Annotated in this window: 15 protein-coding genes; 7 read left to right on the top strand and 8 right to left on the bottom strand. The window is 68.1% G+C overall.

Features of this window, described 5'->3' with window-relative positions; genetic code table 11:
* Positions 1-53: 53 nt before the first annotated feature.
* Positions 54-1,571 carry an LCP family protein gene (locus E0H45_RS10320; protein ID WP_131336449.1) on the bottom strand — a complete coding sequence of 506 codons (1,518 nt, stop codon included), beginning with the start codon at positions 1,569-1,571 and terminating at the stop codon, positions 54-56.
* Between the two features lie 48 nt (positions 1,572-1,619).
* On the opposite strand from E0H45_RS10320, the gene E0H45_RS10315 reads away from it, so the two are divergent.
* A complete protein-coding gene (locus tag E0H45_RS10315; RefSeq protein WP_238154892.1) occupies positions 1,620-2,105 on the top strand; it encodes a GNAT family N-acetyltransferase in 486 nt (161 codons plus the stop codon).
* Here E0H45_RS10315 and E0H45_RS10310 read toward each other — a convergent pair.
* Positions 2,056-3,864 (bottom strand): protein-arginine deiminase family protein, encoded by a 1,809-nt coding sequence (locus E0H45_RS10310; RefSeq protein ID WP_131336445.1) that lies wholly within the window; start codon positions 3,862-3,864, stop codon positions 2,056-2,058. The two genes, E0H45_RS10315 and E0H45_RS10310, sit on opposite strands and share 50 nt — an antisense overlap.
* Before the next feature lie 176 nt (positions 3,865-4,040).
* On the opposite strand from E0H45_RS10310, the gene E0H45_RS10305 reads away from it, so the two are divergent.
* The gene (locus E0H45_RS10305) at positions 4,041-4,850 is read left to right on the top strand and encodes a DUF3152 domain-containing protein (protein ID WP_131336443.1); all 810 of its coding nucleotides are present in this window, start codon (positions 4,041-4,043) and stop codon (positions 4,848-4,850) included.
* Here E0H45_RS10305 and E0H45_RS10300 read toward each other — a convergent pair.
* Together E0H45_RS10300 and E0H45_RS10295 are read right to left on the bottom strand one after the other, a co-directional pair.
* The gene (locus E0H45_RS10300; RefSeq protein WP_131336441.1) at positions 4,841-5,206 is read right to left on the bottom strand and encodes a VOC family protein; all 366 of its coding nucleotides are present in this window, start codon (positions 5,204-5,206) and stop codon (positions 4,841-4,843) included. The genes E0H45_RS10305 and E0H45_RS10300 overlap by 10 nt on opposite strands.
* Positions 5,207-5,537: 331 nt before the next feature.
* Positions 5,538-6,173, bottom strand: a complete 636-nt coding sequence (locus E0H45_RS10295; RefSeq protein WP_238154891.1) for a MarR family transcriptional regulator — start codon at positions 6,171-6,173, stop codon at positions 5,538-5,540.
* A 95-nt stretch (positions 6,174-6,268) separates the two neighbouring features.
* Here E0H45_RS10295 and E0H45_RS10290 point away from each other — a divergent pair, with 95 nt between their 5' ends.
* Together E0H45_RS10290 and E0H45_RS10285 are read left to right on the top strand one after the other, a co-directional pair.
* Complete coding sequence (locus E0H45_RS10290) at positions 6,269-7,024, top strand: SDR family NAD(P)-dependent oxidoreductase (RefSeq protein ID WP_131336439.1); 756 nt, start codon at positions 6,269-6,271, stop codon at positions 7,022-7,024.
* 204 nt (positions 7,025-7,228) lie between these two features.
* Positions 7,229-7,459, top strand: a complete 231-nt coding sequence (locus E0H45_RS10285) for a hypothetical protein (RefSeq protein WP_130386345.1) — start codon at positions 7,229-7,231, stop codon at positions 7,457-7,459.
* 244 nt (positions 7,460-7,703) lie between these two features.
* Here the strand turns inward: E0H45_RS10285 and E0H45_RS10280 are convergent, their stop codons facing one another.
* Positions 7,704-8,060, bottom strand: coding sequence for a VOC family protein (locus E0H45_RS10280; protein ID WP_238154890.1), 357 nt, complete (start codon positions 8,058-8,060; stop codon positions 7,704-7,706).
* Between the two features lie 89 nt (positions 8,061-8,149).
* On the opposite strand from E0H45_RS10280, the gene E0H45_RS10275 reads away from it, so the two are divergent.
* Positions 8,150-8,599, top strand: a complete 450-nt coding sequence (locus E0H45_RS10275; protein WP_131336435.1) for a YdeI/OmpD-associated family protein — start codon at positions 8,150-8,152, stop codon at positions 8,597-8,599.
* 2 nt (positions 8,600-8,601) lie between these two features.
* Here the strand turns inward: E0H45_RS10275 and E0H45_RS43840 are convergent, their stop codons facing one another.
* Positions 8,602-9,159: a M23 family metallopeptidase gene (locus E0H45_RS43840; RefSeq protein WP_420323331.1), complete on the bottom strand. Its 558-nt coding sequence runs from the start codon at positions 9,157-9,159 to the stop codon at positions 8,602-8,604.
* A 212-nt stretch (positions 9,160-9,371) separates the two neighbouring features.
* Positions 9,372-9,974, bottom strand: coding sequence for an excalibur calcium-binding domain-containing protein (locus E0H45_RS10265; RefSeq protein ID WP_131336433.1), 603 nt, complete (start codon positions 9,972-9,974; stop codon positions 9,372-9,374).
* A 202-nt stretch (positions 9,975-10,176) separates the two neighbouring features.
* On the opposite strand from E0H45_RS10265, the gene E0H45_RS10260 reads away from it, so the two are divergent.
* Together E0H45_RS10260 and E0H45_RS10255 are read left to right on the top strand one after the other, a co-directional pair.
* Entirely contained in the window at positions 10,177-11,919 is a 1,743-nt protein-coding gene (locus E0H45_RS10260; RefSeq protein WP_131336431.1) for a PHP domain-containing protein, read from the top strand.
* A complete protein-coding gene (locus tag E0H45_RS10255; protein WP_131336429.1) occupies positions 11,916-12,488 on the top strand; it encodes a hypothetical protein in 573 nt (190 codons plus the stop codon). The genes E0H45_RS10260 and E0H45_RS10255 overlap by 4 nt, the downstream gene beginning before the upstream one ends.
* On the opposite strand, the gene E0H45_RS42405 is transcribed toward E0H45_RS10255, so the two are convergent.
* Entirely contained in the window at positions 12,485-12,628 is a 144-nt protein-coding gene (locus E0H45_RS42405) for a hypothetical protein (RefSeq protein WP_165546401.1), read from the bottom strand. The two genes, E0H45_RS10255 and E0H45_RS42405, sit on opposite strands and share 4 nt — an antisense overlap.
* Positions 12,629-12,665: the final 37 nt, after the last annotated feature.

Genomic DNA, 12,665 nt, shown 5'->3' with positions numbered 1-12,665 from the left:
ACTAGGGTCTTCCTCGTCGACGGCGGCCTCGGCGTCCGCTACGCCTGACGGACCTAACCGGGCATGCCCGGGTTGTAGGCGCAGGCGGACGTCAGGTCGTCCGCGGCGGGCTTGGTGGTGGTCTTGGGCTGGGCCGCGGTGGACGGCGGCACCGTGGTGGTCTTGCGCGGCGCGGTCGTCGTACGGCGGACCGGGTTGAGGGCCTGCGCCACGATCTCGCGCATCCCGGCGTAGTTCGGGTTCTTGCCGGTCGGGAAGTTCTTCTTCTTGTCGAGGTCGACGTTGGTGATCTTCGCCGTCTTCACCCGCGCTCCCAGCGCGGCGAACGCGCCCAGCTGGTTCCGCGGGATGTCGGTGCGGATCAGCTGCTCGCCGGCCTTCGCGATCGCGTCGTAGTTCGTCAGCACGTTCTGCGGGGTGGCGCGCTCGACGATCGCCTTGATCGTGCAGCGCTGCCGGGCCTGGCGGGCGAGGTCCGCGGTCGGGACCTTGTACCGGCCGCGCGCGAACCACAGCGCGTCGGTGCCGTTCAGCTGCCGGTTCGGACCCGGCTCGAGGTACCGGCTCGGCGGGATCTTCTTGTCGTCGTTGCCGCCGACCGGGACCGGGTAGTTGATGTTCACCGTGATCCCGCCGAGCGCCTCGACCAGCTGCGCGAACCCGGCCAGGTTGATCTGCACGTAGTAGTGGATCTGCAGCCCCAGCGCCTCGCCGACGGACACCTTGAGGATGTCCGCGCCCTCGTTGTCCGAGGGGCCGAGGATGCCTGGATGCAGCCTCGGGATGTTGCGGTACATGGCGTCCAGGTAGAACTCCGGCTGCTCCTTCGGGTCGTTCGGATCCCAGAACCCGGTCGGGTAGATCTTGTGCAGCGGCGAGTCCTCCGGGAACGGCATCCGCATGAAGTTCCGGGTCAGCGAGATCAGCGAGGTGTTGCCGGTCTTGGTGTCGATGCTCGCGACCATCACGGTGTCGGTCCGCGTCCCGCCGCGGCCCTCGCCGTCGTCCGCGCCGAGCAGCAGGATGTTCAGCCGCGGCAACTGCTGCCAGATGTCCTTCTTCGGGGTGATCGTCGGCCGCGTCTGGCTCTTCGACTCATCACCCCCGAAGACCTTCGTCACCAGGTTCCGTTGGGCCATCAACGTCTGCGCGCCGGTCGCCGTACTCACCGTCATCGCGAAACAGAGCACGCCGATCACCAGCGCCCCGAGCATCCGGGATCCCGGTCCGACGGTCAGCGGCCTCAGCATCTTGTACGACGTGACCAGGACGACGACCCACACGAGTGCGACCGCGGCCAGGCCGATGATCATCCAGTTCAGCACCGACGGGTTCAGCGCCCACGAGATCACCGCGTCCCGCTTCCGCAGCCCGACGTACGCCGCGCCGCCGTACAGCGCGAGGCTCAGCACGATCAGCGTCGAACCGAGCTTGGTCCGGCGGGCGACGAGGTACGCCGTACCGGGGAGCAGCACGCCGAGGACGGCGATCGTCAGCGCGGCGAAGGCGGACCGTCGCCGGGGGCTGGACCGACGTGCCCGGGTACCGCGCGTCGCTCTGCTCGGGGCCATGACTCCTACGATTCACCGAGTCGGCAAAAAGTTGGCATGATCGACCAAGTGACCGACATTCAGGTACGACGGGCCAAACCTGACGACGCGGAGTCGCTGGTCCGTTTACGCGGGTTGATGCTCGCCGCGATGGGCGCCGACGTCGGCGGACCGGATGCCCCGTGGCGGGCGACCGCGCTCGAGTGGTTCACCGGACAGTTGGCCTCCCCGGACACGTTCGCGGCGTACGTCGTCGACGACCCGAGCGCCGGCGTGGTGGCGGCCGCGGCCGGCAACGTGTACGTGCACGCGCCAGGCCCGAACGACCTGACCACTCTTCGCGGCCACCTGTTCAACGTCAGCACCGAACCGGAATTCCGGCGGCGCGGTCTCGCGCGGGCCTGTGTGGCCGCGTTGATGGACTGGTTCCGGGACGAGACCGGCGTCGGTCAGGTCGAACTGCACGCGACCGACTACGGCATCGAGCTCTACCGTGGGCTCGGGTTCATCGAGGCGAAGTACCCGACCCTGCGTTTCCGGACCACCAGGGCCTAGCACTGCTCGTGTCGCGGAGCGCGTTGGTTGCGCAGTGCACCTCGCCGCCGCCGAGGTGTGCCCAGAAGAAGTCCTCGACCCAGTGCACGCGTACGCCGTTGCGCGCGAGGGCACGCTCGGTCGCCTGCCGGAAGACGTCCCGGCCGTGCAGCCGCGGTCCGTGCGGATCGGGTGCCGCGAACTGGCGATCGGTGATCGAGAGCCCGTTCACCAGGCCCGGAGTCATTGCCTTGAGCAATCCGTAGCCGGGCACTTTTGTGAAGAACACCGGCAGCCGGACCAGTTCGTCTTCGTCGAGACCGGTGGCCTTCAGCAGGATCTTCAGTTGGTCGTCGATGTGTTCGGCCGCGGCCTCGTTGTCGGTGAGCCCGGTGCTGAGCAGTTCGTCGACCGTCGGCTTGTTCTTCGCGTTGGTGTCCGCGAACAGTCGTTGACCGCCCCCGCCTTGGCGTTGCACGTCGCGCAGCAGTTGAGCGGCGAGTCGAGGGTCCGCGACCGCCAGCGTCCAGCCGCGGGCGTTGTTCGCGCGGACCACGTGCGTCGTCTCGTCCGCGTGCCCGACCATCAGCCAGGACGTGTCGATCACGACCGGCGGCTGGTAGCCCTGGCTCGTCACCATCGTGATGAACCCGGGATCGGGATGCCGTTCGCCCGACCCGTACACGATCCGTCCGTGCGGATATCCGCCGTACGGCGGGAGTGACTCGAGGTTGCCGCCCATGTTCAGCAGGTCGTCGAGGCCGGGGGAGGCCTTGTCGGCGAGCTGCTGCACGATGCCGATGTCGGGTCCGCGCAGGTCGCGGTACAGCAGCCGGCCGGCCGGGCGCGGTGTGTCGGCGCCGGGGACTTCCCAGACGTTGCCGGAGCGGATCAGGATGCGCATCGTGTGCGGGCCGCCGACGGCCGGCATGCTCGCGGTCGCGGGCTCGAAGGTGTCCTGCAACCACATGTCCTTCCAGCCGTTCGGCGTACCTTTCACGAACTGGACCTTGGTTGCCTTGCGCAACGTGTCGGCGAATCGCTTCCACTCGCCGGGTACGCCGTCCTGGTACGGCGGGGTGCCGCCCCACCAGCCTTGTCCCTCGGCGGGCTGACCAGCCAGGACGGTCTGTGCGCGCTGGAGATCGTTCTGCAACATGAGCGGGGCGACTCGCAACCGGACTGCGTCGGTGCCGGTGCGGCCGCGGTCGGTGACCGACACGGTCACGGTGATCTGGCCGTCCCACTGCTTGGGGTTGCGGACGATGTCGCGGCCCTCGAGTTGCAGCCTGAGGCCGTGTTGCAGGTCTTGCGCGGTCAGTGTGCTGATCGGGCGGCCGTTGGTGAAGACGCGGGCCTTGTCTGCCGGCGAGATCGTGACGGCGCCGGTTGCGTTGTTCGAAAGGTTGCGTTGGGCATCGATTGTGAGTGGTGCCAGGTCGGCGGTGTCGCGGCGGCCGTTGATGTGGTCGTCGGCGGCATCGTTGCAGGCGGCGAGTTTGTCGTCGACGGCGCGGCCGGGTGCGTCGAGATCCGCTGGGTCGACGGTGCAGCGGTGTTCGTCGTCGTCCAGGTTGGGCAGGAAGATCGCGCCGCGGGCGTCGGTCCAGGTCGACTTGGCCGCGTCGTCGGCAGGGGTCAGCAGTCCGTCGCGGTTCACATCGGCGGTCAGCCGCGGCGCCGGCGCCGTACGCCCGACACCGGTCGCGGGTGCTGCGGCGGTGAGCGCGGGGGTTACGGCGGTCAGCAGGGTTGCGATGCCTGCGGTCCAGCGTCTCATCGAAGGCTCCTTATTTGATACAGGTGTGCTTCTTCGATCGAAACTAACACGGGTGTGTCAGAAAACGGCAGGTGGAAATTCGGTCTCCACCCGTGGACGGAGAAGGGTTTCGGGGCACAGTGGCAAGAAGGGAGTGAGGACACGCCCGCCCGGGCGTGCTGGGAGGAGCTCACCGGATGCGCCGCTGGACCGTTGTCGTCGCGATCGCCGTGGTGGTCGCGGGCGGGGTACTGCTGCCTGCCGGCTCGTTCGGCCGGCACGGGTACCCGGGGCGTGGCGTCGTACCGGCGTCGGTCCAGTCCGACCAGCCGGCGCGGTCGGCGCGGTCGGCGCGGTCGGCGCAGCCTGTGCAGAAGCCGGCACGGTCAGTGGCTTCGCAGCGGCCTCCGGAGGTGATCTCGTACCCGGTGGCGGGGACGCGGTCGTACGCCGTACTGCCGGGTGATCCCGCGGTGATCGGGCGGGCGGGGAAGCTGATGCGGTTCCAGATCGCGATCGAGGGCGGGATCACCGGCGTCGACCGCGGCGGGTTCGCGCGGTTCGTGCGGGCGACGTACGGCGGGATCCAGGGGTGGGCGTCGCACGGGCTGTGGCGGTTCCAGCAGGTCGGGCCGGGGACGAGCCCCGACTTCACGTTGATGCTGGTCACGCCCGCGACGCGGGACCTGCTCTGCGGCGCGCCGGACCGGTACACGAGTTGCCGGATCGGGAACCGGGTCGTGCTGAACGTGGCGCGATGGGCCCACGGCGTACGGAACTACAGCGCGCCGCTGACGACGTACCGGCAGTACATGGTCAACCACGAGACCGGCCACCGGCTCGGCCGCGGCCACGAACTGTGCCCCGGCCCCGGCCAGCCGGCACCGGTCATGCAACAGCAGACCCTCGGCCTGCACGGCTGCACCGCCTACGCCTGGCCCTACATCAACGGCACTCGCTACATGGGCCGCCTAGGTCAGTACGACGACCCGATCCCTCACTCCTGAATGATCGACAGCACGTTCCCCGCCGGATCCTTGAACCAGGCAATCAACGGACCCTCACCGCGGTTGATCCCGAGCTCGTCCTGCTCGTCGATGTATCTCTCGAACACGACGCCCCGCGCGACCAGCTCCCGCACCGTCGCCTCGATATCGACGACCGGGAAGTTGAGCGTGGTGTACTCCGCCGGCACGTGATTGTCCTTCGGGTAGACGAGAACCGTGTTCCCACCACCCGTCCGCAGGCGCAACAGCCCGTTCTCTTCCCCGACGTCGATCCCCAGCGTCTCGCCGTAGAACTCCTTCGCCCGCGGCAGATCATCCACCGAAAACCCACTGAACGCCTTGCTGTCCTTCAGCATCTGATGCCTCCATTCACTCGACACCAGCTACGTCGACACCACCACCCAATCCTCGACACCCCCGACGACCATCCGCCTCCACCGTCCGATATGTGGTGGCGGCTTCCCCATTCCGGGGACGTGAGACAGGTACTGGAGGCTCGGGACCTGGTATTTCCTATCTCCAGTCCCCAGCACGCCTCCCTAGCCCCCACCGCCGCAACTACCACTAGAAGACGGGATATCCCCTGGCGTGCAGGGTTCTCCCCTCGCATACCAGGGGAGAACCCCCAACCCGAGGGGATATCCCCTCGCATTCGGGCGGGCGGGAGGTCCGGCAGGAATGTGCGGGCTAGTTGTGGAGGATCTGGGGGAGGGTGGGGTTTACGGCGGCGGCTACCGAGGCGGATTCGAGGCCGTCGGCGACGGTGTGCAGGAGGCGGACCAGGTGGGCGGCGTCGGTCGGGCCGAGGATGCCGGTGATGACGTCGAGGACCCGGACGGTGAGGCCGTCGAGCTGGGAGAGGCGGGCCTGACCCAGCGACGTGACGGTCAGGTCGGGGGTGGTCCGGACCATGCCGAGCGCTTCCAGGTCGGCGATCGCCAGCTCCGCCTCGCCGGTCGTGATACCGACCTGCTTCGCGACCTCGTCCGCCGAGGTGCGCCCGTTCGCGATCGCGCTCAGCACGAGTGCGGCCGGCATCTTGATCCCGATCGCTTCCTGCAGACCCAGGATCAGCGGGTGCGCATGACCGCGCACGCGTTCCACCGCGTCGAGCAGCCGGAGCGCGTCGCCGACGTCACTGATCAGGTGCTCGGTCTGGACAGCAGCGATACCCGTCGGACCAGGCCGAACGGGTGACGGTACGACGCCGCCGATGACCCGCTCGGGCACCACGAGGGCATTCGCCACGACCGGCTTGTCCTCGGATCCCCTCTCCGTGGATCCGTTGGTGAGCGGCCTGATACCAGCGTCTTCGATGGTCACGTCTCCCAGCGTACGGAGCCGTTCCGACAGCTTCGGCGTGTCTTTCCTGAGGAATCCCTGTGAATCTCATGACATCGGTGATCTACGCTCCGCCCATGCAGAAACGAGTGCTGGTGATCGGTGGCGGCGGTGGCGGGATCGGTCGGGCGACGACCGGAGCCTTCGGCAACGAAGGGGCCGCGGTGATGGTCGCGGACCTCGATCCGCAGCGCGCCGCAGAAGCCGCCGACGCGGTCCGAGCAGCCGGCGGTACGGCGTACCCGATCTCCGGTGACGTCCGCTCGGCGGCCGATATCGAGGCGATGGTCGCGGGCGCGGTCGAGAAACTCGGCGGACTCGACGTACTCGTCACCGTCGTCGGCGGGCAGGTCGCGTTCGTGCCGGCGGTGAAGCTGCACGAGATGGCCGACGAGGACTGGGACACGATCTACGAGGTCAACCTCCGGTACGTCGCCCGCGCGGTGCGCGCCGCGCTCCGCGTCTTCCTCGACCAGGGCACCGGCGGCGCGATCGTCAGCGTCGGATCCGTCACCGGGTTCATGGCCGCGCCCGAACAGGCGGCGTACGGCGTGATGAAGGCGGGCCTGCTCAGCCTGGCCCGCACCGTCGCCGCCGAGTACGCGCGGGACGGGATCCGGATGAATGTCGCCGCGGCCGGGGCGATCGCGACCGCCGTCGCCAACGGGGTAGTCGACGCCGGAGTCGTGGAGGAGATCCCGGTCGGCCGGTTCGGGCGCTCCGACGAGGTGGCCCGGGCAGTCGTCTGCCTGGCCTCCGACGCGGCGTCGTACATCACCGGACAGCAGCTCGTGCTGGACGGCGGCGTCTCCGTGCGCGGCCCGTTCGAGTAATCGAACAAACTGGCGAAAGAATTGGATCCTGGCGGGTCCGAAAAAGTTTTGGCGACCGGCCAGAAAATCCGAATCCGGGCGTGACCTCGGCTCTGCGTCCTCCGTTGGAAGTGACGTGACGGTGAACACAACACGGCGCACCGACACCGCGCTCGCCCGCGTTTTCCAGGCCGTCCACCCTCGAAGTATCAGCCAGGAGGACCAGTGACAACCGCCACCGCCACCCAGACCATTTCGCGTCGTCGCGTGCGTGTCTGGTTCGGTGAGCACGTGATCGCCGACTACAACGCCGAGCCGGCGTTGGCCGAGCGGTACGCAGACGCCATGAGCCGTCGATTCGCCGGTCTTCGGGTCACCAACGACCCGATGCCCAACGTCGACAAGCTCCCCGACCCCCTGCCCGGCGAGCGCATGTGGGACGTAGCGCCCCGCTGAGAAAACCTCCGGTACCTTTCGCGTTCCGTACCTCACCAGACAACCCACGCGGAACGTCGCCAGGTCGAGTCGCCTCACCTCGACCAACCGAAGGAACCGGTGCAGTGCTCTTCCAAGGGCACGCGGCGGCAAGCGAGTGCGGGCGTTCTGCCCCTCGCTTGCCGCCATTTTCTCCCCTGTAAATGCGCCTGACAAAACAAAACCCGTTCGCACCGGATCCCCCAAGGTCCGGTGCGAACGTTTTTCACTTCTGCGCGTAGTACTCCGGTTTCATCTGGATGAGCTGCACGTAATTACCGTCCGGGTCGATCAGCGTCGCGAACCAGCCGATCCCGCGATCTTCCGGGTCCACCAGCCAGTCGACGTCGAGCGTCCGCAGGTGCGCGGCCGCCGCCTCGATGTCGTCGACGGCGAAGTTCACGATGTGCCGCCCCGGTTCGGCGTTCTTGGCGGCGACGTCGTCGCGCTGCTCGATCACCAGACCGAACCCGCCGAGGTCCAGGTTCCCGTACCCGTCGACCTTCGCCCGGAACCCGTCGCGGTACCAGGCCTTCAACCGCTCCGCGTCCGCACTACCGAGCAACATGCTGTTGAGAATCACGATCTCCCCTTCCACCTGACACTGACCCCGGTACGTCGGAACTGCTGACCGGCTCTCGACATGACCTGCTCGGCTCGCATGATGAACAGATGAAGTTCACCGCGGAACTGCTGTCCACCGGCAAGAACACCGCCGGCTTCGAGGTGCCCGACACGGTCGTGGAGTCGCTCGGTGGCGGCGGCCGGCCGAAGGTGAGCGTCACGGTCAACGGGTACACGTTCCGTACGTCGATCGCGCGGATGGGCGGACGGTACCTGCTCGGGTTCAGCGCGGACCGCCGTACCGAGGCCGGCGTCACGCCCGGCGATGTACTCGAGGTCGACGTCGAACTCGACACAGCTCCACGCGAACTCGAGATCCCCGAACCGCTGGCAACCGCCCTGGCCGCGGACCCGGAGGCCAAAGCATTCTGGGACACCCTGAGCTACAGCAACCGCCAGTGGCACACCCTCCAAGTGACCTCCGCCAAAACCGAGGCCACCCGCACCCGCCGCATCGAGAAGTCGATCGCCGCCCTCCGGGAGGGCCGCGCTCGCTGAGGTCAGCAGTATGAGCGGCAGCCGTGCTCCGCGCCGTACGCCCGATGGCTCGCTGCGACCAGCGCCACGGGGGACAGTTGACCGCCGTGGTGCCAGCTGTTCAGGAACTGCTGCGGTGCGACCGCCCCGCGCCGGATCCACCACGTGTTGGGTCCTGTCGGCCAACTGATTCCGAAGTGGAGGTGTGGTGGTGTCCCTTGGGCGCTCCCTGTCTTCCCGGTCCGTCCCAGAGATTGCCCCGCCCGCACCTGCACACCTGGTGAGATCCCGGGTTGGATCGCCGACAGGTGGGAGCCGTAGTACCGAACGCCATCCGCCCCCACCACCGAAACCGACAGCCCACCGCGGTCAGCGCCTCGATTGGTCTTCGAATCCCACGAGTCGACCCGCGTCACCTCGTCGACCCGCCCGTCAACCGGCGCGACGAACAGACAGCCGACATGCGCGAAGATGTCCGACGCCGGGTAGTCATGGTGACTCTGCGAAGCATCCGCCCGGCACCCGCCAACGGGAAATACATACCGACGTACGACGACAGCCTGCGACGGACTACTTGTCACCACCGACGTCCTCGACTGCACCGGCGTACTGGACTGGGTCCGCACACTCGGCTGTGGCACCGGCGTTGTCGACTGTGGTGGTGTAGATCGCGGCGGACTTGCTACGGGGGCGGGTTGCACCCGGTCGAAGACGCCGGCCGCCGACAATCCGAACCACCCGCCGCCGCCGACGATCACCACTGCCAGCAGAAAAGCAACCCAAGCACGTCGCGTCACAGGTACCAGAATGCGCTAACGGTCGCGGCTGAGTACACGGTTTCGCACGGTATGCCGTTCTTGTCCGCATCCATCCGGTCCGGCATCCCGTAGTACCACCAGTACCGAACGGCCTCGGAGTACGAGGCACCTCGCGCGACGAGGTCCCGGCAGTACAGCCCCGCCGACCAGAACACGACGCCGCTGATCTCGCGCCCGTTCCAGTACGCCGCGACGTCACTGCGGGGATACACGGTCTCGCACGGAATTCCGTTGCGGTCGGCATCCATTTGATTCGGCTGCCCGTGCAACCGCCAGTAGTCCGCCGCCGCGACGTAGCTGTAGCCCTTCGCCTTCAGATCGCGACAGAACAGCCCGGCCGGCAACGACCGCACATCCCCGAGCGCCGAGCTCGACGTCCGCTTGACCGGCGGCGGCGCGGTGGTCTTCGGCACGGTCGGCGAGGGTGCCGAGACGGCAGGTGCCTGAGCTGCTGCGGTCGGCGTCGACGGCGGTGTGCTCGCTGCCCGTGTCGCCGGGTCGTCCTTCGTCATCAACACGACAAGCCAGGCCAGCAGGACCAGGATGATCCCGACGGCCACTCCCCCGAGAGCCGCCAAGGTGGCGTTACCACGATCGTTCCGCCGGTGACAATGCGTGCGTGTATACGGTGCTCCATTCATGATTCCCCCCCGCCCGCCATTCAAGCCTCGTCACTCTCCGTTGTCCATGGCCTGGCCTGGGTTCTGTTCATCCGGCGCACATCTCTTGGTCATGGGGGGAGGCGATGATCTCGGCGATTCCGTCAGGAGAGGACTGTCGATGGGGCACTCACACGGTCACGGGCACTCGCATGATCATGAGCACGGGCACAGTCACGGGCATCGGCACCATCATCCGAATGCTGAGCTCGATCAGGGGACCCTAGCTGCGTTGGACGAGTCGGTGCCGGACAGTGACCTGTCGCCGGCGGAGGTTTCGCGGCGGGGGTTGTTGCGGTCGGCCGGGATTCTCGGGGGTACGGCGGCGCTCGCCGTGACGGGTGCGCAGTTCGCGGCGGCGACGGCGCCCAAGGACGGGTGGATCTTCCGGCACGGCAACCGGCCGAACGTGTGGCTGGCCGGCGATCACCACATCCACACGCAGTTGAGCTCCGACGGCATGTACCGCGTCATCGACCAGGCTCGCCACGCCACGGCGTACGGGCTGGACTGGCTCGTCATCACGGACCACGGCGGCGCGACGCATGCGCGGATCGGTGTCGACCTGGTCAACCCGCAGATCAAGGCGGCCCGCGCCGAACTGCGCGACACACTGATCTTCCAGGGCCTGGAGTGGAACATTCCGGCGGCCGAGCACGGCACGGTGTTCGTCGCGCCGGGCAGCCGCGAGGTCGACGTACTGAAGCAGTTCGAGAACGGCTACGACGGCAGCGTGAACAACGCGAGCGCGAACTCGCCGGCCAACGAGGCGCTGGCGGTGTCCGGCATCCAGTGGCTCGGTCAGCAGGTCGACAAGCGCCGGGTTGCGGACGCACTGTTCCTCGCCAACCACCCGGCCCGCAACGGTATCGACAGCCCGCACGAGATCCGCAACTGGCGCGACGCCGACCCACGGATCGCGATCGGCTTCGAAGGCGCGCCCGGTCACCAGGCCGGCGGCCTCCCGAAGGGCATCGGCGCCGGCAATGCCCGCGGTATCTACGGCAACGCCCCGAACCCGAACTCGTTCCCCGGCTACCCGGCCGAGAGCTACCGCACGTGGGGCGGCTTCGACTGGATGACCGCGACCGTCGGCGGCCTCTGGGACAGCCTGCTCGCCGAGGGCAAGCCGTGGTGGATCACCGCGAACTCCGACTCGCACGTGAACTGGAACGAGACCTCCCGCCGCCCCGACGGCTCCAGCCAGGAGCAGTTCGACCGCGACGGTCGGTACATGGACCCGGTCTACGGCAACACCGTCAACTCCACCGCGAGCGACTTCTGGCCGGGCTTCTACAGCCGCACCCATGTCGGCGCCGACCGCCGCGACTACCTCGCGGTGATGGAGGGCTTGCGCCACGGCCGCGTCTGGGTCGACCACGGCGCGTTGGTGAAGGGCGTCGAGGTCGAGGTCCGCGAGGTGGGCAAGCGGTACGGCGAACCGCTCGGCGGCGCGTTGATCGTGCAGAACGGCCGCGCGATCGAACTCGTCGTACGGATCACCACGCAGACCGTGCCGAACTGGGCGAACTTCGTGCCGGCGCTCAACCGGGTCGACGTGATCCGGGGCTCGGTCACCGGACCGGTCGGCGACAAGGACACGATGACCGCGCCGAACACCAAGGTCGTCAAGCAGTGGGACACCGCGGGCAAGCGCGGCACGTTCGAGCTCGTGTACCCGCTCGGTCGCGCCGAGGAAGCGCAGTACGTGCGGGTCCGCGGCACCGACGGGAACCGGAGCCAGCCCGGGTACCTGGGTGCGGCGGTCGACCCGGCCGGTCCCAAGCTCGACGTGGTCGGCGACGCGGATCCGTGGGTCGACCTGTGGTTCTACACCAACCCGATCTGGGTGCTGCCGAAGTGATCGTCGCGGTCGATGCCGACAGCTTGGACACGGCCGCGGCAGATCACCTGGTCTACGCGCTCGTCGATGCTGTCGACCAGCCGGTCGTCGCCCTCACCCACATGGTGTCGGGCGACGACCGTCCGCATGTCGCGGTCTCACTGACGAGTACGGCGGACCTCGCGGAGCCGATCCGCGCGATGGTTGCCGACCGCAACGTCGGGCTCGCGGTCACGCGACCCGGCGCGTCCGAGCCGGAGCTGGCCGGGCCGAGCCGCCTGGTCCGCGGCGCGTACGTCGCGGCGGTCGAGGCAGCGCTGGGTACGGCGGGACGCGTGGTCCGCTGGCCCGGTCACGAGCAGGCGCACGGCGTACTGCCCGCCGCCGAACTCCGCGTCCGCTGCGGTATCGACCACCTGGAAGCGATCGGCGGCATCCCGATCGAGGACGACACCTTGATCGACACCCTCGACTTCCTTCGCCCCCTCCGCCGCTACGGACGCCTGATCCTCCAGGTCCAGCCGTCCGCAGGCAACCTCCTCATCCCCTTCGAACTCCAGCACCAACAGAAGTGCTGCGCGGATCACTAGCCCCCGAACCCGTGATCGTTCAGCGTGAGCTTGTCGCGAGTCGTCCCGCAGCCGCGACAGAGCTGGTAGCGCTGACCTTCCTCGTTGTGCTCGGTCGTCCACGTGTGCAGGTGGAGCCGACACCGAAGCGGCTTCTTCATCCTTCGACAGTAAGTCTGCGGGCGTGCCGCCGACAGG

It is taken from the genome of Kribbella soli, from assembly GCF_004331345.1.
Taxonomy (GTDB): Bacteria; Actinomycetota; Actinomycetes; order Propionibacteriales; family Kribbellaceae; genus Kribbella; species Kribbella soli.
The sequence above is the reverse complement of the archived record's forward strand: the minus strand, read 5'-3'. Positions and strand labels throughout refer to the sequence as shown.